The following is a 23,989-nucleotide window of genomic DNA, read 5'->3' as shown; positions in this document are numbered from 1 at the left end:
TTTGCCGTCAAAATATCCACGGCCTGGAGGAATCATGACGCAGGGTGTCGAATTCAATCGTCTGATGTTGCAGATGCGTTCCATGCAGATGGAGGCGATGAGCCGTCCGCAGCCGGCGGTGGCTCCGGTGGCGCAGGACGTGAACGCGCCGGCATTCGATGATCTGTTGCAGCAGGCAGTCAACCGCGTCAATGAATTGCAGAAGACCACCAGCGAGTTGCAGACCGGGTACGAGCGTGGGGTACCGGGGATCGATCTGGCGGAAGTGATGGTGGCCTCGCAGAAGTCCAGCGTTGCCTTCCAGGCCATGACCCAGGTGCGCAACAAGCTGATTACCGCGTATGAAGACATCATGAAGATGCCTATCTGATTCAGCCCGCTGTTTCGTTATCGAGGATTTGATTGATGGATGCTGCGAGCACTCCGAACACCCCCGCTACCCGACCTGACCCGGCCGCTGCCAGCTCGCGCAAGCCGTTCATGGGGCTGAGCTTTCTGGATAACCTGGCGCAGTTGCCAATGCTGCGCCAGTTCGGCCTGCTGGTGGGGCTGGCGGCCAGTGTTGCCATCGGTTTCGCCGTTGTGCTCTGGTCGCAGCAACCGGAGTACCGTCCGCTGTACAGCAACATGGACAATCTGGATGCCACCCAGGTGATCGAGGTGCTGCAGCAGAGCCGGATTCGCTACAAGGTCGAGCCCAGCAGCGGTGCGCTGTTGGTGCGGGCCGAAGACCTGGCCGACGCGCGGCTGCGGCTGGCCAGCGCCGGGGTCAATCAGGGCGATGGCAATCTGGGTTTCGAGATTCTCGACCGCGAGAAGGGGCTGGGCACCAGCCAGTTCATGGAAGCGACCCAGTACCGTCGCGGCCTGGAAGGTGAAATGGCACGGACTATTTCCAGCCTGTACAACGTCAAGGCGGCGCGGGTGCATATCGCCATGCCGCGTTCCACGGTATTTGTGCGTGATGATCGCAAGCCGAGCGCCTCGGTGCTGCTGGAGATGTATGCTGGTCGCAAGCTGGAGCCGGCACAGGTGATGGCCATCGTCAATCTGGTGGCGACCAGCGTGCCCGAACTGAGCAAGGATCAGGTTACGGTAGTCGACCAGCAGGGCAATCTGTTGTCGGACCAGAACGAGTTGAACGAACTGACCATTGCCGGCCGCCAGTTCGACCATACCCGCCGTCTCGAGGAAACCTTCACCCGACGGGTGCACAATATCCTGCAGCCGGTGCTGGGCACCGGCAACTATAAAGCCGAGGTCTCCGCCGATGTGGACTTCAGCACGATGGAATCCACCTCCGAAAATTTCAATCCCGAGTCCTCGCTGCGCAGTGAGCAGGTCGTCAACGAGCAGCGCGCTGCCGGACAATCGCCGCAGGGTATCCCGGGCGCCTTGAGCAACCAGCCCCCCGGTACCACCCAGGTACCGGAGCAGGTGATCGATCCGGAAACCGGCGAGCCGGTGGTTCTGTCTCCACCGCGCGACTCCCGCGAGCAGGCCACCCGTAATTACGAGCTGGACCGGCAGATCAGCTATACCCGCCAGCAACAGGGCCGGTTGAATCGCCTATCCGTCGCGGTGGTGGTGGACAATCGTCAGCAGGTCAACGCCGAGACCGGCGAGGCAACCAGCGTGCCGCTGAGCGAAGCCGAACTGACCAGCCTGACGCAGCTGGTGCGCGACGCCGTGGGGTATGATCAGGCCCGTGGCGATAGCGTCAGTGTGATCAACAGCGCTTTCGTCCCCGCTGGCGACGTGACCGAGCTTCCGGAAGTGCCGTTCTGGACCCAGCCCTGGTTCTGGAATATCGCCAAGCAGGCACTGGGTATCCTGTTCGTGCTGGTGTTGGTCTTCGGCGTGCTGCGCCCGGTGCTGAAGAGTCTCAGTGGCGGCAATCGTGACGCAGCCGGTGAAAGCGGTGGCTATCCAGCCTTGAATGATGACGGATTGTTGGCAGACGACCTGCGCGACGATACCGTCAGCCTTTCCGCGCCGGCCAGCGGGCCGGTGCTGCTGCCGCCGCCGGGCGCCGGCTACGAGCAGCAACTCAACGCCATCAAGGGCCTGCTGGCGGAAGACCCGGGACGGGTAGCACAGGTCGTGAAAGAGTGGATCAATGCAGATGAGTGAAGAAGCCAAACGCACGCAAAAACTCAGCAAGCTCGACAAGGCAGCAATCTTCCTGCTGAGCCTGGGCGAGTCTGACGCCGCCGCCGTGTTGCGCCACATGGGCCCCAAGGAAGTACAGCGGGTCGGCAGCGCCATGGCGTCGTTGCGCACCGTGCAGCGCGATCATGTGCAGCAGGTGATGGCCGACTTCATTGAGGTGGCTGGCGATCAGACCGGGCTCGGTGTTGGCGCGGATGGCTACATCCGTACCATGCTTACCCAGGCCCTGGGCGAGGACAAGGCCAACAGCCTGGTCGATCGTATTCTCATGGGCGGCAGCACCTCCGGCCTGGATAGTCTCAAGTGGATGGAGCCGCGTGCGGTAGCGGATGTCATCCGCTACGAGCACCCGCAGATCCAGGCGATCGTGGTGGCCTATCTGGACCCGGACATGGCGGCTGAGGTGATCGGCTATTTTGACCACAAGGTGCGGCTGGATGTATTGCTGCGCGTGGCTGCCTTGAACACCGTGCAGCCCTCCGCGCTCAAGGAACTCAACGAAATTCTCGAAAGGCAGTTCGCCGGCAACTCCAACACCACCCGCGCCAATATGGGTGGGGTCAAGCGTACCGCAGATATCATGAACTATCTTGAAAGCGGCACCGAAGCGCAGCTGATAGAATCCATCCGGCAGATGGACGAGGACCTGTCGAACAAGATCGAGGATCTGATGTTCGTGTTCGACAACCTGGCCGATGTGGATGATCGGGGTATCCAGACGCTGCTGCGCGAGGTGTCCACCGATGTGTTGGTCATCGCGCTCAAAGGCGCGGATGAGGCCATCAAGGACAAGATCTTCCGTAATATGTCCAAGCGCGCCTCGGAGCTGTTGCAGGATGACCTCGAAGCCAAGGGGCCGGTGCGCATCAGCGAAGTGGAAGCGGCGCAGAAGGAAATTCTCGCCATTGCGCGGCGTATGGCCGATGCCGGCGAAATCGTGCTCGGCGGCAAGGGCTCCGAGGAAATGATCTGACGAGGTCCTGTACTGCGGTGCAGAGGTGAATGAATGACCGAGAAAAAGGATAGCGAGCTGATCCGCGCGGATCAGCTGCAGGATTTCAATCTCTGGGACATGCCCAGCTTCGATGAGGCGCCGCATCATGTCCCGCGGGAAACCGCCGCGCCGGATGTACCGCCGGCAGCCGAGACGGACTCCCTGGTGGAAGATGAGCTTGAGGCGGAGCCCGAGGTCAAACCCTTCACGGTCGAGGAGTTGGAGCAGATCCGCACCGAGGCGTACAACGAGGGTTTTGCCACGGGCGAGCGCGACGGCTTTCATTCAGGCCAACTCAAGGCCCAGCAGGAGGCGAAAACCCGGCTGGAGGCGCGGCTCGGCGAGCTGGAAGGGCTCATGGCCCAACTGCTGGAGCCAATGCAGCAGCAGGACGACCAGATCGAGGACATGCTGCTCGAGTTGGTGGAAGGCATGGTGCGCCAGGTGCTCCAGCGTGAACTGCAGACCGATTCCAGCCAGATTGCCCAGGTGCTGCGCGGCGCGCTCAAGGCTTTGCCGATGGGCGCTGACAATATCCGCATCTATCTCAACCCTGCCGATTTCGAGGCAGTCAAACACATCCGTGAGCGCCACGAGGAAAGTTGGCGCTTGCTGGAAGATGATCAGCTGTGGCCTGGCGGCTGCCGGGTCGAAACCGAGCACAGCCAGGTGGACGCGACCCGTGAAACCCGCCTGCAGCAGATCATCGAGCAACTCTACGAGCAACAACGCGAGCAACGCGCCCATCCACCGGAGCCCGACCTGGTGGTCTCCGCGGTGAGTGCGGAGGCTGATGATGACCAGCCCTGAGCGCATCAGCTTCGCCCGTCGCCTGTCACGCTATGCTGCGGCGACTGAGCTGCCTGTGGCGCCGATAGTCGAGGGCCGGTTGATTCGCATGGTCGGCCTGACGCTGGAAGCCGAAGGGTTGCAAGCGCCAGTTGGCAGTCGCTGCGTCGTCATCAGCGACAGCCCGCAAGGTGAAACCCGGGTCGAGGCCGAGGTCATGGGCTTTGCCGGCAGCAAGATCTATCTGATGCCGGTGGACCGCATGCAGGGGCTGCAGCCCGGAGCACGGGTAGTACCCGCAGCCGGTGGCGGCAAGCTGCCGATGGGCAACGAAATGCTGGGCCGGGTACTCGATGGCATCGGCCGGCCATTGGATGGCAAGGGCCCCTTCAAATGCGAAGACTGGGTCGACCTGGCGGGCCCGGTGATCAACCCACTCAAGCGCCATCCCATCGAGGCGCCGCTGGATGTGGGCATTCGGGCGATCAACAGCGTGCTCACCGTAGGCCGCGGCCAGCGTCTGGGCCTGTTTGCCGGCAGCGGCGTGGGCAAGAGCATGCTGCTGGGCATGATGACCCGCTTTACCGAGGCGGATATCACCATCGTCGGCTTGGTTGGCGAGCGGGGCCGGGAGGTGAAGGAGTTCATCGAACAGATTCTCGGCGAGGAAGGCATGGCCCGCTCGGTAGTGGTCGCCTCTCCAGCGGATGATGCACCCCTGATGCGCCTGCGGGCAGCCATGTATTGCACGCGGGTGGCGGAGTACTTCCGTGACAAGGGCAAGAATGTGCTGCTGCTGATGGACTCCTTGACCCGCTTTGCCCAGGCCCAGCGCGAAATCGCCCTGGCCATCGGCGAGCCGCCGGCAACCAAGGGATATCCACCATCGGTGTTCGCCAAATTGCCGGCGCTGGTCGAGCGGGCGGGCAACGCGGAGGAGGGTGGCGGCTCGATTACTGCTTTTTATACGGTACTGTCCGAGGGCGATGATCAGCAGGATCCGATCGCCGACGCCTCCCGAGCCATTCTGGATGGTCATGTGGTGCTGTCGCGGCGGCTGGCCGAAGAGGGCCATTATCCGGCAATCGATATCGAGGCCTCGATCAGCCGGGCCATGCCGCAGATCGTACCGCCGGAACATCTGCAACAGGCGCAACTGCTCAAGCAGCTGTACGCACGCTATCAACAGAATCGCGACCTGATCAGCGTCGGCGCCTATGCTGCCGGTTCCGATCCGATGACCGACAAGGCCATCGCCAAGATTCCCGGAATCCAGGGGTTCCTTCGCCAGGGGCTGCGCGAAAGCTTCGATCTGGCCGCCAGCCGTGCGGCCATGGAGCAATTGATCAATGAGTGACAGCCGCGTACGGCGCATGACGCCGGTACTGGATCTGGCACTGGATGAGGAGAAGAAGGCCGCCGGCATGCTCGGCGAATGCCGGAAGCAACTTGATGAGGCCACGGCCCGACTGCGTGATCTGGAGCACTACAGTGGCGAATACGCCAAGGGCTGGGCGCAGCGCGGCGGGGAAGGGGTCGGCCGGGAGTGGCTGCTCAATTATCAGCGCTTCATGGCGCAGATGCAGACCGCCATCGAACAGCAGCGCCAGACCCTGGGCTGGCATCAGCAGAGCCTGGAGCGCGCCCGCGCCACCTGGCAGGAGCGTTATCAGCGGGTCGAAGCCCTGCGCAAATTGATTGAAAAATACCGCGATGAAGCCCGCGCCCGGGCCGACAAGCAAGAACAGAAGCTGCTGGATGAACTGACCCAGCGTGCCTTTGTTTACAGGCAGTTCGATTAAGTTCCGAGAAAAACTGTGATCTGGTTCGCAATTACATAAAAGGGTAATTTTCCCTGGGTAGTCTTTGTCTGGTTGCTTGGGCATACTCCTGCCCGCAGTGCGTTGCGCACTGACCGCTTGATCAGTTTTATCTTCTTGACCGGACATAATCATGCCTGAACGCCTTTCCGATCTCGATCCGGATGTGCAGACCATGCTCCGTGACCTGATGCAGGATGACTACGGGCCGCTGTTGCGGACCTTCCTGCAGGACACCGACCGGCGCCTGTGCCAGCTGCACGATAGTCTCGCTCGCAAGAATTGGGAGGCCTTTCGCCAGGCAGCTCACAGTTTCAAGGGTAGTTGCGGCAATATGGGCGCCTTGGCGCTGAGCAAGGCCTGCCAGCAGGCTGAAGAAGCCGCGCACAATGCCGACGCCGCTGCCGCCGCCTATATCTGCGATCTTATTGATCACCTCTGTCTGCGCATCCGTCCCCAACTGACCCGCCATAGCTGAGCGCGGCAGGTTGTGGCCCGGAACTTGCTCTATCCCTGTATTGAATCTGTCTTTGCGATTGCATGGAGAAAGCCTGATGTCCGCCAGCCTACCCCTGATGGCCCTGTTGAATGCCGATGCGCGGCCGAGCGTCCGGAACGACAGCGCCCATGCTGCGCCATCTGCGGAGGATGCCGAGGCATTTGCTGGCCTGCTCGCTGAACATTTACCGGCTGAGCTGCAGGCGGCAATCAAGCAGATGAGTCCTGAGCAACTGGCGACGCTGGAGCAGGCCGCGCTTGCCGCTGACGGCAAGAGTTTGCCGTCGCAGGTCCAGAATTGGCTGGAGCAGTTGCCGCTTGATGGTGAGGTTGCAGAACAGGCCGGTGACGATGCGCTGACGGTGATTGGCCAATGGATGCAATGGCTGCAGGAAACAACCCGACCCGGTGCCGGCCCCGTTCCGGCAGGCTCCATAAGTAGTGCCTCGGGGGCATTGACGCCTTCGCCGGGGCAACCGATGGGGGCGCAACCGGCAATGTTGACCGATGGCGATGACGCGGCACGGCTGACTACCGAAGGTGGGCAGGCTGGTCGTGAACTATTGTCTCGAGAGGGGACAGACAAGCAACTGCTCAATGGCGAACTGAATCGGCCGTCGCGCCAGGTAGCCCAGGCGCAGAATGCTCAACCGGATTTCCCCGCAACGCTGCAGCGCGCTGCTGCTACGCAAAACGATAGTCAGCCATTGTCTGCCGCCATGCTCGGCAAGCTCGCTGAGCAACTGGAGCGCGGCAGCCCCGGTCGCAGCGGTGGCGAAACCGACGCGATTGATGGCTTGGCGCGACCGGGCACCTACGGCACGACCGCTGCCGCTCTGACCGCACGACCGGTAGTGGCGACCACTCAGAGCATGGGCGTACCCTTCGGTCAGCCGAGCTGGGGCGAGGCGATGGTTGAAAAGGTGATGTGGATGTCCAGCCAGAATCTGCGCAGCGTCGAGATCCAACTGGACCCGGCTGAACTCGGCCCGCTGGAGATCCATATCCAGCACCGCGGCCAGGAACTGCAGGTGCAGTTCGTCAGCCAGAACCCCAGCGTGCGCGAAGCGTTGGAAGCCCAGATGCACCGGCTCCGTGACATGTTTGGCCAGCAGGGGCTGGACCAGGCTGAGGTCACCGTGGCCGATCGTTCGGCAGGTGAGCAGCCAGGGCAGCGTGATGGGCAGCCGGCGGAGCGTACGGGCGGTCGTGGATCAGGCGGTGAGACGCTGCTGGCCGGTAATAACAACGACACCAGTGAACAGCCCGAATCGCGTACCCAATGGACGCCGACGCAGCGGCTGGTCGACTATTACGCCTGATACTCCGTCGCTTGACCGGAGCTATTCTTTCCCGAGACGCCTTGCTTCCCCCGGGAGCGTGGAGCACCAGCTTGATGAGCGCAGCCAGCCGGAAACATCGGTCGTGCCGGCTGGCTTTGGTACGAGCTGGTGCTCGAACCTCCCAGGCGTTTTGCACTATGGGGGCGATTGGATTCACATCTGCTGGTCGACTTCCATCTCGACACAAAACAGGACGGGGACTTCGTAGGCCCCAGCGAAGGTCGATTTTTCCCTTGGACGCGCCACGCTGGCACCGACGAGCCCCATCTGCCGCGCTGAACATGAGACATTTCCCGCCCATGCCTTTATCCTAAGCGGGCATTACGGCCCGCGCGCCGCCATCACGCCATTTTTGGCATGAACAATGCACAACTTCAGATAATGCGGGCATTTGCCCTATCAGGCGACGGAATTTTGGCATGGCGAAGAATCAGGCAGCAGCGGCAGAAACAGCTCCTCCTTCCAACAAGAGCAAGCAATTGATCTTGATCTGTATCGGTCTGGTGGCGCTATTGTTGTCCGCGGGTGGGTTGGCCTATGCGTTGCTGGCCAACAAGGGCGACTCGGCTGCTGCGGTAAGTCAGGAGCCCGTCAAGCTGCCGGCGTTGTACCAGCCGCTGGAGCCAGCCTTTACCGTCAATTATGCCCACGGCGGCCGGCAGCGTTACATGCAGGCCAGTGTCGTATTGATGGGACGCGATCCGGAGGCGATGGCAGCGTTGGCTGAACATCTGCCGCTGATCCGTAACCGGCTGGTCATGCTGTTCAGCAGTGCGGAGTTCGAAACCCTGATGACAGCAGAAGGCAAGGAGGCGCTGCGTGAAAAAGCGACCCTCGCAGTGCAGGACCTGATGGAACAGGAGCTCGGTAAGCCGGTCATAGAGTCGGTACTGTTCACCAATCTGGTTCTGCAATAGGGATAATAATATGGCGGTCCAAGACCTGCTTTCACAAGATGAAATCGATGCGCTGCTGCACGGGGTGGATGAAGGTGTCATCGACAACGATCAGAGCAACGAGCCGGGCGGCATCAAGAGCTATGACCTGACCAGCCAGGATCGTATCGTGCGTGGGCGCATGCCGACGCTGGAAATGATCAACGAACGCTTTGCCCGCTACACCCGCATCAGCATGTTCAATTTACTGCGCCGCTCGGCCGATGTGTCCGTGGGCGGGGTGCAGGTGATGAAGTTCGGCGAGTACGTGCACACCCTGTACGTGCCCACCAGTCTCAATCTGGTGAAGATGAAGCCGCTGCGCGGCACCGCGCTGTTCATCCTGGATGCGCGGCTGGTATTCAAGCTGGTCGACAATTTCTTTGGTGGCGATGGCCGTCACGCCAAGATCGAGGGCCGTGAGTTCACACCGACCGAGCTGCGGGTGGTACGCATGGTGCTGGAGCAGTCCTTCGTCGATCTGCGCGAAGCCTGGCAGGCAGTCAAGGACGTGCAGTTCGAGTACGTCAACTCCGAGGTCAACCCGGCGCTGGCCAATATTGTCAGCCCGAGCGAAGTGGTGGTGGTGTCTACCTTCCACATCGAGCTCGATGGCGGTGGTGGCGAAATGCATGTAACCATGCCCTATTCGATGATCGAGCCACTTCGCGAGGTACTGGACTCGGGCGTGCAATCGGATGTGGATGAGCACGACGAGCGCTGGGAGCGCGCGCTGCGTGAGGAAATCACCGCCGCCAAGGTGCCATTGAGTGCCACCGTGGTGCGCCGCGAACTGAAACTGCGGGACCTGCTGAGCATGCAGGCCGGCGATGTGATTCCGGTGGAAATGCCCGAACATATGGTGATGTGCGCCAACGGCGTGCCGACCTTCAAGGCACGGCTCGGCTCGGTAAATGGCAATCTGGCATTGCAGATTCTGGGGCCGGTCACGCGTCCGCGTTGATCGACTCGCAAACGCAGTACTCTGTACAGAGATAAATGAGGATCAGGCAAGATGGCTGAGGACAAACAGGATGACATCAGTCCGGAGGAGCAGGCTCTGGCTGATGAGTGGGCTGCCGCGCTGGATGAAGCCGGTAACGCCAGTCAGGACGACATTGACTCAATGCTGGCGGGCAACGACCTTTCCAGGGCGATGCCCATGGAGGAGTTTTCCGCACCCGAGCGTCAGCCCAGCGGCGACCTGTTCGGTGGCACCGAGGGACCCAATCTGGACGTGATCCTGGATATTCCGGTGACCATTTCGATGGAAGTGGGCAATACCGATATCACCATCCGTAATCTGCTGCAGCTCAACCAGGGCTCGGTGGTGGAGCTTGACCGCCTGGCCGGCGAGCCGCTGGACGTCAAGGTCAACGGAACCCTGATTGCCCATGGCGAGGTGGTGGTGGTCAACGAGAAATTCGGCATCCGCCTGACCGACGTTATCAGCCAGTCCGAACGCATCAAGAAGCTCAGCTGACATGCGGTGGTCGCATGTACTGCTGCCAGCCTTGCTGGCAGGATTGTCTACGTCGCTGGCGGCAGCGCCGGCGGGCGGTAATGGTGAAGCCACGAGCGGGCTCGCCAGTCAGCTGACGCAGCTGGGGCTGGGGCTGATTGTCGTGGTCGGGCTGATCTTTCTGCTGGGCTATCTGATGCGCCGGGTAGGACCGATGGCGCCCCAGGGCGGCCAGTACATCCGTGTGATCAGCAGTTACCCCCTGGGGCCGCGCGACCGGTTGGCACTGGTCGAGGTGGGGGGGCAGCAGATGCTGCTGGGTATTTCACCGGGGCGCATCAATACTCTGCATGTCTTTCCCGAGCCGGTAGTCGACACTGATGAGGCTGCGACCAGCGGCGACTTTGCCCGCAAGCTGCAGGCGATCCTCAAGCGGGAGCAGAAACCATGATGCGCTGGTGCCTGTTGCTGCTGACATTGCTGACCCCGACGGTATTCGCCCAATCGGCGGGCGACCCGCTGAGTCTGCCGGCGATCACCCTGACCACGGACGCCGAAGGCGAGCAGACCTATTCGGTGAGTCTGCAGATCCTGCTGTTGATGAGCGCACTGACGTTCATCCCGGCCTTTGTCATGATGATGACCAGCTTCACCCGCATCATCATCGTGTTCGCCATCCTGCGCCAGGCGCTGGGTTTGCAGTCCACGCCATCGAGCCAGATTCTCATCGGCCTCGCATTGTTTCTGACGCTGTTTATCATGGCGCCGGTGTTCGAGCGCATCAATGAGAGCGCGTTACAGCCTTACCTGAATGAGCAGTTGGCGCCGCAGCAGGCGTTGGAGCAGGCCAGTGTGCCGCTGCGTGAATTCATGCTGGCACAGACCCGCGAGACGGATCTGGAACTGTTCGTGCGGCTGGCCAAGCGCACCGACCTGACCGGCCCGGATGACGTGCCGTTTCACATTCTGGTACCGGCGTTCGTTACCTCCGAACTGAAGACGGCGTTCCAGATCGGCTTCATGATCTTCATTCCGTTTCTGGTCATCGACCTGGTGGTTGCCAGCGTGCTGATGGCCATGGGTATGATGATGCTGTCGCCGCTGATCATCTCCCTGCCGTTCAAGATCATGCTGTTCGTGCTGGTGGATGGCTGGGCGCTGATCATCGGTACCCTGGCTGCCAGTTTTGCCGTGACCTAGGAGAGAGGCGATGACACCTGAAATCGCTGTTGATCTGTTCCGGCAGGCGGTCTGGCTGACCACCGTGATGGTGGCGGTAATCGTGCTACCGAGCCTGGTGGTTGGTCTGATCGTCGCGGTGTTCCAGGCGGCGACCCAGATCAACGAGCAGACCCTGAGCTTCCTGCCGCGTCTGCTGTTTACCTTCTTCACGTTGATCGTGCTTGGCCCCTGGCTGGTAAGCCAATTGATCGAGTTCACCGACCAGTTGTACCGTAACATCCCCGGATTGATTGGCTGATGATCGAACTGGCCGGCAGCGATATCGGCCGCTGGGTGGCCGGCTATCTGTGGGTGCTGTTTCGGATCGGCGCGGTGCTGATGACCATGCCGGTGATCGGCACCGCGCTGGTGCCGATGCGCATTCGTTTATATCTGGCGCTGGCGCTGACCTTTCTGGTGGCCCCGCAGATCACCGATGTCCCGCAGCTGGACGCGCTGGCGCTGAGTACCTGGGTGGTGATCGCCGAGCAGATCCTGATCGGCGCGGCGATGGGCTTTTTGCTGCAGCTGTTGTTCCAGATCCATGTGGTGGCGGGGCAGATCGTCGCCATGCAGATGGGTCTGGGTTTCGCTTCGATGAACGACCCGGCCATGGGTATCTCCGTGGCGGTGGTCGCCCAGGTATTCACCATGCTGGTGACATTGCTGTTTCTGGCGATGAACGGCCATCTGGTGGTCATCGAAGTACTGGTCGAAAGCTTCACCTCCTTACCCATCGGCGAGACCCTGCAGGCGGGGGATTTTTATACTCTGGTGCTGCGGTTCTCCTGGGTAATGGCGGCGGCGGTGCTGATCGGTCTGCCGGCGATTACTGCGCTGCTGATCGTCAACTTGTCCTTCGGGGTGATGATGCGCGCGGCGCCGCAGCTGAATATTTTCTCCATCGGCTTCCCCCTGACCCTGGTATTTGGGTTGTTCATCCTCTGGGTATTGCTCAGTGGCACCGCAGAGCAGTATCACCTGTTCGCCTCTGATGCGCTGATCTGGATGCGCGAAATGGTGGGGGCGCGCTGATGGCGGAAGATAGCGGTCAGGAACGCACAGAAGACCCCACGGCGAAACGCCAGAAAGAATCCCGCGAGAAAGGGCAGGTAGCGCGCTCGCGCGAGCTGAATACGCTGGCGGTGGTGATGGTGGCTGCGCTCGGCTTGCTGCTGCTCGGGCCGGGCATGGCCAGCAAGCTGATGGATCTGATGGTCTACAACTTCTCCCTGGAGCGGGAGGTGCTGTACAGCACCGACACCATGGGGCTGCACCTGCTGGCGTCCATTCGCCAGGGTCTGAGTGTTATTGGCCCGCTGTTTCTGATGCTGCTGGTCGCTGCGCTGGTCGGTCCGGTGCTATTGGGCGGCTGGCTGTTCAGCGCCAAGTTGCTGGCGCCCAAGGGTGAACGGCTCAACCCGCTGGCGGGGCTCAAGCGCATGTTCTCGATCAAGGCATTGGTCGAACTGCTCAAGGCGATCGCCAAGTTCCTGGTGGTGCTGGCCATGGCGCTGCTGGTGCTGCACATGCGTACCGATGATCTCATGGCGCTGAGCAATGAGGCGTTGCCGGGGGCAATCTTTCACAGCGGCTGGGTGCTGGGCACCTCGCTGTTGCTGCTGGCCTGTTCGCTGATCGTGATCGCTGCCGTGGATGTGCCCTTCCAGATATGGGACAACAAGCAGAAGACGCGCATGACCAAGCAGGAAGTGCGCGACGAATACAAGGATTCCGAGGGCAAACCCGAGGTCAAATCCCGCGTCCGCCAGCTGCAGCGGGAAATGGCCGAGCGGCGGATGATGGGCGAAGTGCCCAAGGCCGACGTGGTAATCACCAACCCGACCCATTACGCGGTGGCGCTGAAATACGACCCGGTGCACAGCGGCGCGCCCGTGGTACTGGCCAAGGGTGCGGATTTCCTGGCGCAGAAGATCCGCGAAGTGGCCACCGAGCATGATGTGATCGTGCTGGAGTCACCCCCGCTGGCGCGGGCGGTGTTCTACAGTACCGAGCTGGACCAGCCGATTCCCGCTGGGTTGTATCTGGCCGTTGCGCAGGTGCTGGCCTATGTTTATCAGGTCCGCCAGTTTCAGGAAGGCAAGGGCAAGCGCCCCGGCCCGATGCCTGAGCCGCCAATACCGAATGATCTGCGCAGGGATGAGTAAATGCTGTTCGCGGTCTGTCGGATTGTCGAGCCCCGTTCGCGCTTGGGCGCGAGGACAGGGGTTGAGGGTTGTGTGCGGACACCGGGGGCAGGTATAAGCATAGAGCGGGTACGCAAACGACAGGAGCGGGTTGATGACTGACAGTTCACGGGTTTCATTCTTTGCGGTAGTGGCGGCGGCCTTGTTGGCGCTGGCGTTGGCCTTTATGGCGGTGAGCATCAAGACCGGTCTGCTGCAGTTTCGCGATGCCGACCGGGTAGTCAGCGTCAAGGGGCTGGCCGAGCGTACCGTGGAGGCGGATCTGGCCCTGTGGCCGATCAACTTCACCGTGATGGGCGACAGCCTGGATGTGCTGCAGGGCGATATCGAAACCCAGCAGGACCTGATCCGCTCTTTCCTGCTGCTCAAGGGCTTCGCCGAAGACGATCTGCAACTGTCGATGCCCAAGATCACCGACCAGCACGCCAACCTCTACGGCTCGAACATGCCGCCTCAGCGCTATCGGGCGGAAGTGACCGTGCTGGTGCGTACCGCGGATATCGACCGGGTCAAGAGCGGCATGCAGAGCGTCGGTGATCTGGTCAAGTCCGGCGTGGCACTGACCCAGAGCTACGAGCACCAGCCGCAGTTCATCTTCACCCAGCTCAACTCCATCAAGCCGGACATGATTGCGCTGGCTACCCAGGAAGCGCGGGCCGCGGCGGATCAGTTCGCCCGGGATGCCGGCGCCGAGGTGGGCAGTATCCGCCGCGCCTCCCAGGGCTATTTCTCGATCGAGGATGTCGACCCCTACACCCCCGAAACCAAGAAGGTCCGCGTGGTGACCAGCGTGGACTATATCCTGCGCTGAATTTGCCGCGTAATCCATGGCATCAATAAGCGCAGCGGGAGCCTGACAGACGGGCGCCTGCGTAATAGACTGGCCTGTCCTGTTTCCAGTAAGTGGTCTGTCGATGACGTTGTTGCCTTGGTCCCATTCCTGTTCCGCCGGTTTCACTCTGCGAGGCTGGCATAGCCCACCCAGCGGCAAGCCGCTGCTGCACTTCATCCATGGCAACGGGTTCTGTTGCCGCACCTACGAGCCGATGCTGGCGCAGTTGGCCGAACATTTCGACCTGTGGCTGTGCGATATGCAGGGCCATGGCGACAGCGACCATGGTGGCGCTTTTGTCGGCTGGAATCGCAATGCCGAACTGGCGGTGGAAGCCTTCGTCGCTGGCAAGCCGGTTTTCGGCGACGTGCCGCGCTTTGCTCTGGGGCACAGTTTTGGCGGGGTGCTGACCAGCCTGATCCTGGCGGCGCACCCGCAGCTGTTTCAGCGGGCGGTACTACTGGACCCGGTGCTGTTTCCCGCGCAGGAGATGTTCAAGCGTCGGCTGTTGGCGCGGTTCGTGCGTAATCCGCTGGTTGAGGCAACCCGCAAGCGCCGCAGCCAATGGCCGGATCGGCAGACAGCATTCGACAAGCTGCAGGGGCGGGGTATTTTCCATGGTTGGGAAGATGCCGCGCTGCGTGCCCATGTCGAGCATGCGTTGCGCGATGAGCCACAGCAGGGCGTAGTACTCAAATGTGCGCCTACCCGGGAGGCCGAGATATTCGAGACTGCACCCAGCGGATTGTGGCGTTCCCTGGGCAAGATCCAGACTCCGATGCGCCTGATCCACGGTGACCAGACCTATCCCTTCGTGCAGCAGTCAGCCGCACGTCTGTCAGCCTCGAACCCGCACGTGACGGTCGAGCAACTGCCCGGTGGGCATTGTTTCATGCAGGAAAATGGCGAGCTGACGGCGCAGCGGGTGTTGGCGTTCTTGTTGTGAGGGGGCGGTAGGCTGCTCAGGTACGAGCTGGTGCTCGAACCTCCCAGGGAGGGCAACTGCCCAGCACCGTCGGCACCGAGCGTGTCTCGGAAGACACCGCAGTTACCCGGACATGCCAGCGGCGTCGCCACCGCTGGGCACGGTGTCAGGCCGCGACTATCACATCCCCGTGGTTCTCCGGCTCGATCAGCGCCTGGTGCAGGGCGACGACGGCGGCGTCATAGTCTTCCTCATTGATGATGCACTGCATCTCCACCTGGCGGATCGACTGGTGAATGGCCTGGATGCTGATGTCGGCCTTGGCCAACGCGGCCACGGTCTTGGCCAGGATGCCCTTGACCTTGAGGTCGGAGCCGATGGCCGAGACGATGGCGATATTGTGCAGGTGCACTTCGGCCATCGGGTAACGTTCCTTGATCAGGCGAATGGCGCGGGTCAGCGCCTTGCGTGAGCCGGACGTGTAGTAAGTGATGCTGTTGGCATCGGAGTCCTTGTTCACCACATACAGCTTCAGCTGCTTGAGCAGGCGGGTAATCTCGATGTCATAACCGACATCGCCGAGCATTTCCTGATCGAAGACTTCCAGCCCGAACACATCCTTGCGCCCGGCGATGATCTCCACGCAGGGCTTCTCGCTGCAGTAATTCTGGCTGATCGTGGTGCCGCCGTGATCCGGCTCGAAGGCATTCTTGATGCGCAGCTGAATGCCGGCCCGGCGCAGCGTGCGTGCCGCCTTGGGATGGATCGCTTCCATGCCCAGGTTGGACAGCTGGTCGGCGACGTCATAGTTGGTGCGGCCGATGGTGACCACCTTGTCGACGCCCACCTGGTTCGGGTCGGCGCTGGACAGGTGATACTCCTTGTGGATGATGGCCTCGCCGGCGCCAGTGCTGGCGGCGATCTGGGCGAAAGTGATTTCGCTGTAACCACGGTCGAAGGTGCTCATCAGTCCTTCGCTGCAATGGGCGTAACCAGTGGCGACCACCAGCTCGCGGCTGAAGTCGATGCCGGCGAAGCTGTCGGCGATCATGTCCTGAAAGGCCTTGGGTTCGCTCTGGTTCCAGCCGGTCAGGTCGACCAGGCGGGCATTGACGCCATTCTTCTTCAGTGCCAGCACGGTATTGAAAGCGCTGTGGGCTTCGCCAAGAGAGGCGAGCATTTCGCGCACCTTCATCAGTTGCCCATCGAGCTGGAAATGTCCGTAGGAGCACAGCTGCTGCAGGTTCAACATGCAATCGCGGGCATCATTGATGCGACCAGTGATGAAACGGTCGGCCGCCTGACGCTCATAATCACTGGTGAACAGCTCGGCGTTCTTCGCCAGCATGCTGGTGCGTACCTGCTCCAGGGTTTCCAGCCAGGCGTCTTCGCTGTGGGCATCGGCGAAACGTTCATATACGCCGGGCTCGCCGCTTTTCTTGTGCTCCAGCAGCAGGTTGGTCATGCCGCCATAGGCGGAGACCACGAAGATGCGGTTGTACAAGGCACTGTTGCGACGCTGACCAATGAAAAGGGTGTTCAGTACTTCATCAAAGCGGCTCATTGATGTGCCGCCGATTTTCTCTACTGTATGCATAATCCCGGGTTCTTTTATTGAGTGAATGTCGTCCCTGCTCACGAATACTGCTGCGGACCTATGGCCAGCGGCTTGACCGGACCGCGCTCGGCGACGAAGTCGGGCCGTGGCGGCATGCCGTCAAACGGCGAGACCGGCCGGTTGCCCACATGGTTGTAGACAAAGAACAGATTGCTGCGAGGGCTGGGAGCGATGTTGCTGTTGGACCCGTGCAGGGTGTTGCAGTCGAACAACACGACGCTGCCAGCTCTGCCGGTGGCTTGGGCTATGCCGCCCTGATCGACCAGCTTGCTGAGGCTGCCATCATCCGGAATACCGAATTCCTGCCGGCGCAGGGACTTTTCGTAATGATTTTCCGGGGTCTGGCCGACGCAACCGATATAGTGTTTGTGCGAGCCGGGGATCAGCATCAGCGGGCCGTTCCACGGATGGTTGTCGGTCAGTAGCACCGAGCAGCTGATGGTGCGCATGCGCGGCAGGCCATCCTCGGTGTGCCAGGTCTCGAAGTCGGAGTGCCAGTAGAACTCCTTGCCCTTGAAACCCGGCTTGAAGTTGAGTCTGGACTGGTGCACATAAATATCACCATCCAGCAGAAAGCGAGCCAATCCGGCGGTGCGCTCGTCCTGGGCGACCCGGGCGAACAGCGGATTGCTGCGGTGAATGGCGAATACCGAGCGCAATGCGCCGCTGTCGGGTTCGCGAATGGCTGCAGGTGATTCCAGCACCTCTGGAGCGTGGCTCATGCGTTCAAGCTCCTGCTTGAATACCGCCACCTCCGCTGCAGAGAAGACTTCCGGCAGGACCAGGAAACCGTCGCGCTCGAAGCGCGACAGTTGCTCTGTGGTCAGCGGGGCATTGTGCGGATCTTCCCGGTAGAGCACCGGGTCGATTCGGGGTTGCCAGCTGGGTGCGTTGTGCTGGCGTGACGGGTAAAGGTCAGCTTGCACGGTAGACATTTTTTCTCCTGATGTTGCGGCCTCTCAGGGACTAAGATCAGCGGGATAGACGCCGTTCTCGTCGTGTACTTCCCGGCCGGTCAGAGGCGGGTTGAACACGCAGGCCATTTTCATATCTTCGGTGCCGCCGCGCAGCATGTGCTCATCGTGCTGATCGAGCAGATACAGGGTGCCTGGTTCGATCTTGTAGACCTTGCCATCGGAGAGCGTTTCGATCTCGCCATTACCGCTCATGCAGTACACCGACTCTAGATGGTTCTGATACCAGATATGTGTTTCGGTTCCGGCGTAAATGGTGGTGATGTTGAAGGAAAAGCCCATCTTGTCTTCCTTCAGGATCATCCGGGTGCTGTCCCAGGTTTCGGTAACGACTTTGCGTTCGGATGCTTCACAGTCTTTCAGGTTGCGTACGATCATGTATTTCGAATTCCTCAGGATGCTTGGTTCTTGACGTCGGCAGTCATCACGGCGGCGAAAGCCTGCTCGAGGATGTCCATGGCCTGGGTGATCTGCTGTTCGCTGATGATCAGCGGGCACAGACATTTGACCACTTGGCTGTGGTTGCCGCTGGTCTCGATGATCAGACCACGGTCAAAGGCTTCGCGGCAGATGGCTGCGGCGGTGTCGCCATCCGGGCAGCTGATGCCGATCATCATGCCGCGCCCCTTGACGAACAGGGAATCGGGGCCGTGACGGCGAACGATCTTCTGCATGCGCTCACGGATCAGGTTGCCCTTGGCCTTGACGCTGGTGGCGAACTCTTCGTTGGTCCAGAAGTGCTCCAGCGCGGCGGCGGCGGTGACGAAAGCGTGGTTATTGCCACGGAACGTACCGTTGTGCTCACCGGGCTCCCACTGGTCCAGCTCGCGCCGCATGACTACCACGGCGAACGGCAGGCCAAAGCCGCTGAGCGACTTGGACAGGGTAATGATGTCCGGCTTGATGCCCATTTCCTCGAAGCTGAAGAAGGTGCCGGTACGACCGCAGCCGGCCTGGATGTCATCGACGATCAGCAGCATGTCGTGTTTGCGGCAGAGCTTTTCCAGTTTGCGCATCCAGTCGGCGGACGCGGCGTTGAGGCCACCTTCGCCCTGGACCACTTCGACGATCACGGCAGCGGGCTTGTCCACACCGCTGCTGGGGTCGCTGAGCAGTTTGTCCATCATCGAGATGGTGTTGACCTTGTCACCGAAGTAGTTGGCATAGGGCATGCGGCTGACGTCGGTCAGCGGCACGCCGGCGGCGCCACGGTGATGCTGATTGCCGGTGGCCGCCAGGGCGCCTACGGTGCAGCCATGGAAGCCATTGGTGAAGCTGATGACATTACTGCGACCGGTGACTTTGCGCGCCAGTTTCAGTGCCGCTTCCACCGAGTTGCTACCGGTCGGGCCGCTGAATTGCACGACATAGTCGCCCAACTTGCGCGGCTCAAGGATGACGCGGTGGAAGGTTTCGAGGAAACGCTCCTTGGCCGCCGAGTACATGTCCAGGCCATGGGTCAGGCCGTCATGCTCAAGATATTCGATCAGGGCCTTCTTCAGCACCGGGTGGTTGTGCCCGTAGTTCAGGGTGCCGGCGCCCGCCAGGAAGTCGATATAGGATTTGCCTTCGCGGGTGATCAGCTCGGCACCGCGGGCCTGGTCGAAAATGACCGGAAAGGAACGGCAGTAGCTGCGAATACCGGATTCGTGTTGTTCGAACTGTTGGAAAGTGTTCATGCAGTCTCCTGGGTATCAAGTTTGACTGGTAAGGCAAAGGGACCGGCGCGATACAGCACTTCGTCATCATGCTGGCCGTTGAAATGGTTGGCCCGGCTGAACAGCACCTCGGTGCTGGCGGTTACGTCCAACTGGCGAAAGGCTTTGGCGAACAGCGCTTCGGAGGCGCTGTTACCGGGGGAAATAGTGGTTTCCAGCCAGCGAACACCTTCGGCGGCAGTGCGCTCGAGCAAGCCCATCAGCATGGCGATGCCCAGACCCTGGCCGCGCATGCTGCTGTCCACAGCGACCTGCCAGACGAACAGCGTGTCGGGGCGCTCGGGAGGTCGGTAGCCGGAGATAAAGCCGACCAGTTCGCCCTGAAGGTTGTCAGCAGCGATAGAGGTGGCGGAAAAGTGAGAGCACTGCAGGAGGTTGCAATAGACCGAATTGGTATCCAGTGGCGGGCAGCGCTCGATCAACTGGTTGAGTGCATGGCCGTCGGTGGCAACCGGACGGCGCAGCGAGAATGTGGTGGAAGACATCGTTTCCTGATATTTACTTGTAAATTCATTTTTATAATAAACACATCCAAAAAAAGATCACAACCGGCCATTCCTGTGGCTTGCGTGCCATTTGGTATGCCGTGGCAATATTTACAGGTGTTATATATTTGTCACAAATGACGCCCTGGCCCCGATGCTGCAAGCGTTACGGCGGGTTGCCGCTGCGCGACTCCAAGGCGTCCTGATGGATGCTTTTTTCAATTGGATTTTTTCTGCAATAAAGAGTGAATCCGGGGCCGGAACGGGTTCGTTTTACGACTCGCGGGGAGAAACTGGTTTATTCTGGGGTCCATTGCACAGTTCCCAAGGAGTCTTTCATGGTGTCATCGCGGCGTTCGCGTAAAGAGGATGCTTCCGCCTGGACGGTCGCAGACAGTCGAAGTGTCTATGGCATCCGCCATTGGGGCGCGGGTTATTTCAATGCCAGTGAGCAGGGCAATGTCGAAGTGCGGCCCCGGCCCGGGATTGAGCAACCGATTGACCTGCATGAATTGGTGGCCCAGCTGCGTGACAGTGGCTTGGATCTGCCGTTGCTGGTGCGCTTTCCAGACATTCTGCAGGACCGTGTGCGGCAGCTGACCGGTGCTTTCGAGCAGAACATCGCCGAGTTGGATTACGCGAACGGCTACACGGCGCTGTTCCCGATCAAGGTCAACCAACAGGAGGCAGTGGTAAAGAACATCATCGCCACTGAACATGTTCCCATTGGTCTGGAGGCCGGCTCCAAACCGGAACTGATGGCGGTCCTGGCGATGGCGCCCAAGGGTGGCACCATCGTCTGTAATGGCTATAAGGATCGGGAATTCATCCGCTTGGCGCTGCTGGGGCAGAAGCTCGGGCATAACGTCTTCATCGTTATCGAGAAGGAATCCGAAGTCGCCCTGGTGATTGAGGAGGCTGCGCGCCTGGAGCTGACGCCGCAAGTCGGGCTGCGTGTGCGGTTGTCCTCGCTGACATCCAGCAAATGGGCTGATACCGGCGGCGAGAAGTCCAAATTCGGCTTGTCGGCGGCGCAGTTACTGCGGGTGATCGAGCAGTTCCGCGGGGCGGGGCTTGAGGCCGGGGTACGGCTGCTGCATTTTCATATGGGCTCGCAGATCGCCAACCTGGCTGACTATCAACACGGATTTCGCGAGGCGATTCGCTACTTCGGTGAACTGCGGGCGTTGGGTTTGCCGGTGGACCATATCGATGTCGGCGGCGGATTGGGGGTGGACTACGACGGTACCCACTCACGCAACGCCAGTTCAATCAATTACGACGTGTCCGAATATGCCCGCACGGTGGTATCAATGCTGCGCGAATTCTGTGATGAGCAGGGCCTGCCGCACCCGCATATCTTTTCCGAAAGCGGGCGGGCGATGACCGCCCATCACGCGGTGCTGGTAGTGCAGGTGACTGATGTCGAGCGGCACAACGATACGGTACCGCCAATCGACGATCTGGATGAGCTGCCGCAGGTGGTGCGTGATCTGGTCGGATTGTTGGGGCAGACCGATATCGAGATGGTCACCGAAACCTACTGGCGGGCGACCCACTACATGAGTGATGTAGCTGGTCAGTATGCCGAGGGCAAGGTCTCGTTATCGCAGAAGGCGCTGGCCGAGCAATGCTACTTCGCGCTGTGCAACCGCCTGCACGCGTTGCTCAAGGCGCGTCAGCGGTCGCACCGCCAGGTGCTGGATGAGCTGAACGACAAGATGGCGGACAAGTACATCTGCAACTTCTCGGTATTCCAGAGCCTGCCGGATACCTGGGCCATCGATCAGGTACTTCCGATCGTGCCGATCAACCGTCTGGATGAGGAGCCCCTGCGCCGCGCGGTGCTGCAGGACCTGACCTGTGACTCCGACGGCAAGATCCGCCATTACGTGGACGAGCAGAGCATCGAGAGCAGCCTGCCGGTGCATGAGCTGCGCGAGGGCGAGGATTATCTGCTGGGCATCTTCATGGTGGGTGCCTACCAGGAGATTCTCGGTGACATGCACAACCTATTCGGTGATACCGATTCGGTGAATGTCTACCAACTGGCTGACGGTCGGGTGGTACACGGTGGGGTCGAGACCCATGACACCATCGAAGACATGCTGCGCTATGTGCATTTCGAACCGGAAGAACTCATGGCCCGCTACCGCGACAAGGTTGCCAGCGCGCGGCTGAGCGCGGCAGAGCGGGCGCACTATCTGGATATCCTGCGGTTGGGGCTGACGCGGTCGTCTTATCTGGGAGGCAGTTGAGATCAGCCGCTCACCGCGAAGCCATGAACTCCCGCTGCGGCTAATCTAGCCCGCAGCGACTCTACCTGTGGATGATTGAAAAAGGCCACCAGCTGCCGCGCGCGATGCGGCCCGATGCCGGGTTGGGTTTCCCAATCCTGCTGCGTGCGAGCCGCCAGAACTGTCCATTGCTCAGGCAATACCGCATCGCCGCTGGGCGGCATGCTCAACGCTCGCAACCACGGGAGAAAGCCGCGTTCGGTGGCCGGTTGCAACAGCCCGGCCAATTGATTCCCACAGGTTGGTGGCAGCGCCCGGGTATCAAGCCAATCCAGCATGCCAGTCAGCGCCCCGGTATTGAGCAGGCATTGCCAGGTGCCAGGCCCGACGCCCCTCAGATCCAGCCCGTTGGCGCTGCTCAGCCACTCCAGCCGGGCCAGGAACTGGTCGCGGCAGCCATCCTCCGATGTCCAGCAACTCAGCGGGTGATAACGCGTCGGGTCCGGCACGTTCACTGTCGTGCGGTCGGTCGTGCGGATGATTACTTCTTCCAGCTGCGGAATGGTCTGGCCAGACAAGCGGATCGATATCCGATCTCCGGGCAATACATCCAACGCTCGCCAACGTTGCAGCGAGCCGGCGCTGACACGGCGGATACGGCGGTCATCCAGTTCCACCGGGTCCAGTTGCAGCACGGGGGTGATGCGGCCGCTGCGACCGATACCGAACTCGATATCTCGCACCCGGGCCAGCGCCCGCTGCGGCGGGTGTTTCCAGGCAACGGTCCAATAAGGTGTCTCGGCCTGCCAGTCGGAGGCGGATGGGCGCTGACTCTGACGCAGCACCACGCCATCGGTGGCGAAGGGCAGGGGAGTGCTGAACCAGTGTTGGCGCTGAGTCTGGGCGCTGCGCAGATCCGTGATCGGCAGGGTATAGCGGGCGGTATCCAGCCCGGCTCTGGTCATCTGGGCAAGGCGTTCGGTCATCTGTGCCGGGCCGTCGGGCCAGTCCCAGACGAACAGGCCGATGTCCGCCAGCTCATCATCGGCCAGCTGTTGGCGATTCATCAAACCAGCGATACGGCTACGGGCGCCGGCGCCGCCATCGCGGGATTGGACGTGGTTGGATAATCGCCAGTACAGCTCGCCCTGCAATACCAGATCGATAGATTGCGGCCATCGCTGCAGGACGGCGGGCAGGCGTTGCACGGTCGTGGTCCAGTCTTCACCCTGCCAGCCATCACCGCGGCTGGTGGCGCGCACCAGGCGCCCTTGGTGATACTCCAGGGTGACGGCTACGCCGTCGACCTTGGGTTGTATCCAGAGGTCAGTGCGGGGTTTTATCCAGTCGGCGGTCTCGGCCTGGGTATGGACCTTGGCCAGGCCGGTCTGCGGTACTGCATGGCCCTGCTTGCCGGCCCGCGGCCGATACGCTGGCGACGGGGCCGGTGAGCAGGACTGCCAACGTCGCAGTTGCAACAGCGCCTGGTCGTAGATGTCATCCGGCACCTGCGAGTGGCCCTGTTCGTGGTAGGCCTGATCCCAATGCTGGACCTGCTCGGCAAGCGCTGTAATGTCAGCTTTGGCCGGTAGGTCGGCGCAATCTGCATTGGCCAGGCGGGTAGCCAGGTAGAGGCCGATGGTTATCCATATGCGCAACATGACTGCATCCCTGCTGATTGATCAGTGCGCAATGTGACGGGCAGGGTTGGGGCAGGCAAGTTACCCATGCCGAAAGTGTGGAGGAGGTGGCATTTCCG

25 protein-coding genes are annotated in these 23,989 nt (G+C 61.1%); 19 read left to right on the top strand and 6 right to left on the bottom strand.

The window, feature by feature from the left end; genetic code table 11:
• The first annotated feature begins 34 nt into the window (after positions 1–34).
• The 18 genes from fliE to DHB74_RS01385 all read left to right on the top strand — a co-directional run bounded on the left by fliE (position 35) and on the right by DHB74_RS01385 (position 15,219).
• Entirely contained in the window at positions 35–370 is a 336-nt protein-coding gene (gene fliE / locus DHB74_RS01470; RefSeq protein ID WP_074778096.1) for a flagellar hook-basal body complex protein FliE, read from the top strand.
• A 35-nt stretch (positions 371–405) separates the two neighbouring features.
• Positions 406–2,133, top strand: coding sequence for a flagellar basal-body MS-ring/collar protein FliF (fliF, locus tag DHB74_RS01465; protein ID WP_499160621.1), 1,728 nt, complete (start codon positions 406–408; stop codon positions 2,131–2,133).
• The gene (gene fliG, locus DHB74_RS01460; protein WP_036990070.1) at positions 2,126–3,145 is read left to right on the top strand and encodes a flagellar motor switch protein FliG; all 1,020 of its coding nucleotides are present in this window, start codon (positions 2,126–2,128) and stop codon (positions 3,143–3,145) included. The genes fliF and fliG overlap by 8 nt, the downstream gene beginning before the upstream one ends.
• Positions 3,146–3,178: 33 nt before the next feature.
• On the top strand, positions 3,179–3,976 hold the full coding sequence (gene fliH, locus DHB74_RS01455; RefSeq protein ID WP_499160620.1) for a flagellar assembly protein FliH: 798 nt from the start codon (positions 3,179–3,181) through the stop codon (positions 3,974–3,976).
• Positions 3,963–5,312, top strand: a complete 1,350-nt coding sequence (gene fliI, locus DHB74_RS01450) for a flagellar protein export ATPase FliI (protein ID WP_074778102.1) — start codon at positions 3,963–3,965, stop codon at positions 5,310–5,312. Before fliH ends, fliI begins: the two co-directional genes overlap by 14 nt.
• Positions 5,305–5,757: a flagellar export protein FliJ gene (fliJ, locus tag DHB74_RS01445; protein ID WP_074778104.1), complete on the top strand. Its 453-nt coding sequence runs from the start codon at positions 5,305–5,307 to the stop codon at positions 5,755–5,757. Before fliI ends, fliJ begins: the two co-directional genes overlap by 8 nt.
• A 151-nt stretch (positions 5,758–5,908) precedes the next feature.
• Positions 5,909–6,253: an Hpt domain-containing protein gene (locus DHB74_RS01440; RefSeq protein WP_074778106.1), complete on the top strand. Its 345-nt coding sequence runs from the start codon at positions 5,909–5,911 to the stop codon at positions 6,251–6,253.
• A 76-nt stretch (positions 6,254–6,329) separates the two neighbouring features.
• Entirely contained in the window at positions 6,330–7,595 is a 1,266-nt protein-coding gene (locus DHB74_RS01435; RefSeq protein WP_051610729.1) for a flagellar hook-length control protein FliK, read from the top strand.
• Between the two features lie 440 nt (positions 7,596–8,035).
• Entirely contained in the window at positions 8,036–8,533 is a 498-nt protein-coding gene (locus DHB74_RS01430) for a flagellar basal body-associated FliL family protein (RefSeq protein WP_136869658.1), read from the top strand.
• Positions 8,534–8,543: 10 nt separating this feature from the next.
• Positions 8,544–9,515: a flagellar motor switch protein FliM gene (gene fliM / locus DHB74_RS01425; RefSeq protein ID WP_074778111.1), complete on the top strand. Its 972-nt coding sequence runs from the start codon at positions 8,544–8,546 to the stop codon at positions 9,513–9,515.
• 51 nt (positions 9,516–9,566) lie between these two features.
• Positions 9,567–10,034 (top strand): flagellar motor switch protein FliN, encoded by a 468-nt coding sequence (gene fliN, locus DHB74_RS01420; protein WP_036988807.1) that lies wholly within the window; start codon positions 9,567–9,569, stop codon positions 10,032–10,034.
• A gap of 1 nt (position 10,035) precedes the next feature.
• Positions 10,036–10,464, top strand: coding sequence for a flagellar biosynthetic protein FliO (fliO, locus tag DHB74_RS01415; RefSeq protein ID WP_499160619.1), 429 nt, complete (start codon positions 10,036–10,038; stop codon positions 10,462–10,464).
• Positions 10,461–11,213, top strand: coding sequence for a flagellar type III secretion system pore protein FliP (gene fliP / locus DHB74_RS01410; protein WP_036988809.1), 753 nt, complete (start codon positions 10,461–10,463; stop codon positions 11,211–11,213). The genes fliO and fliP overlap by 4 nt, the downstream gene beginning before the upstream one ends.
• Before the next feature lie 10 nt (positions 11,214–11,223).
• Positions 11,224–11,493: a flagellar biosynthesis protein FliQ gene (gene fliQ, locus DHB74_RS01405; protein WP_036988810.1), complete on the top strand. Its 270-nt coding sequence runs from the start codon at positions 11,224–11,226 to the stop codon at positions 11,491–11,493.
• Positions 11,493–12,269 (top strand): flagellar biosynthetic protein FliR, encoded by a 777-nt coding sequence (gene fliR / locus DHB74_RS01400; RefSeq protein WP_280164435.1) that lies wholly within the window; start codon positions 11,493–11,495, stop codon positions 12,267–12,269. The genes fliQ and fliR overlap by 1 nt, the downstream gene beginning before the upstream one ends.
• Positions 12,269–13,402 (top strand): flagellar biosynthesis protein FlhB, encoded by a 1,134-nt coding sequence (flhB, locus tag DHB74_RS01395; protein WP_136869659.1) that lies wholly within the window; start codon positions 12,269–12,271, stop codon positions 13,400–13,402. The genes fliR and flhB overlap by 1 nt, the downstream gene beginning before the upstream one ends.
• A 133-nt stretch (positions 13,403–13,535) precedes the next feature.
• Positions 13,536–14,252: an SIMPL domain-containing protein gene (locus tag DHB74_RS01390; protein WP_074778115.1), complete on the top strand. Its 717-nt coding sequence runs from the start codon at positions 13,536–13,538 to the stop codon at positions 14,250–14,252.
• A gap of 103 nt (positions 14,253–14,355) precedes the next feature.
• Positions 14,356–15,219: an alpha/beta fold hydrolase gene (locus DHB74_RS01385; protein ID WP_499160618.1), complete on the top strand. Its 864-nt coding sequence runs from the start codon at positions 14,356–14,358 to the stop codon at positions 15,217–15,219.
• 145 nt (positions 15,220–15,364) lie between these two features.
• On the opposite strand, the gene DHB74_RS01380 is transcribed toward DHB74_RS01385, so the two are convergent.
• Genes DHB74_RS01380 through ectA form a run of 5 tightly spaced genes read right to left on the bottom strand, consistent with a single transcriptional unit; the run spans position 15,365 to position 19,993 of the window.
• Positions 15,365–16,795: an aspartate kinase gene (locus DHB74_RS01380; protein WP_074778119.1), complete on the bottom strand. Its 1,431-nt coding sequence runs from the start codon at positions 16,793–16,795 to the stop codon at positions 15,365–15,367.
• 38 nt (positions 16,796–16,833) lie between these two features.
• Positions 16,834–17,751 carry an ectoine hydroxylase gene (gene thpD / locus DHB74_RS01375; RefSeq protein WP_499160617.1) on the bottom strand — a complete coding sequence of 306 codons (918 nt, stop codon included), beginning with the start codon at positions 17,749–17,751 and terminating at the stop codon, positions 16,834–16,836.
• A 24-nt stretch (positions 17,752–17,775) separates the two neighbouring features.
• The gene (locus DHB74_RS01370; RefSeq protein WP_074778121.1) at positions 17,776–18,168 is read right to left on the bottom strand and encodes an ectoine synthase; all 393 of its coding nucleotides are present in this window, start codon (positions 18,166–18,168) and stop codon (positions 17,776–17,778) included.
• Positions 18,169–18,182: 14 nt separating this feature from the next.
• Complete coding sequence (ectB, locus tag DHB74_RS01365; protein ID WP_280164430.1) at positions 18,183–19,469, bottom strand: diaminobutyrate--2-oxoglutarate transaminase; 1,287 nt, start codon at positions 19,467–19,469, stop codon at positions 18,183–18,185.
• Entirely contained in the window at positions 19,466–19,993 is a 528-nt protein-coding gene (ectA, locus tag DHB74_RS01360) for a diaminobutyrate acetyltransferase (RefSeq protein ID WP_280164429.1), read from the bottom strand. Before ectA ends, ectB begins: the two co-directional genes overlap by 4 nt.
• A 341-nt stretch (positions 19,994–20,334) precedes the next feature.
• Between ectA and speA the strand changes: the two genes are divergently transcribed.
• The gene (speA, locus tag DHB74_RS01355) at positions 20,335–22,251 is read left to right on the top strand and encodes an arginine decarboxylase (protein ID WP_136869780.1); all 1,917 of its coding nucleotides are present in this window, start codon (positions 20,335–20,337) and stop codon (positions 22,249–22,251) included.
• A gap of 2 nt (positions 22,252–22,253) precedes the next feature.
• On the opposite strand, the gene ligB is transcribed toward speA, so the two are convergent.
• Positions 22,254–23,891 carry an NAD-dependent DNA ligase LigB gene (gene ligB, locus DHB74_RS01350; RefSeq protein WP_499160616.1) on the bottom strand — a complete coding sequence of 546 codons (1,638 nt, stop codon included), beginning with the start codon at positions 23,889–23,891 and terminating at the stop codon, positions 22,254–22,256.
• Between the last annotated feature and the right edge of the window lie 98 nt (positions 23,892–23,989).

Origin of the sequence: Pseudomonas sp. G11-1, from assembly GCF_024031555.1 — a bacterium.
Classification (GTDB): domain Bacteria; phylum Pseudomonadota; class Gammaproteobacteria; order Pseudomonadales; family Pseudomonadaceae; genus Halopseudomonas; species Halopseudomonas bauzanensis.
This window is presented reverse-complemented; position numbering and strand designations above follow the sequence as displayed.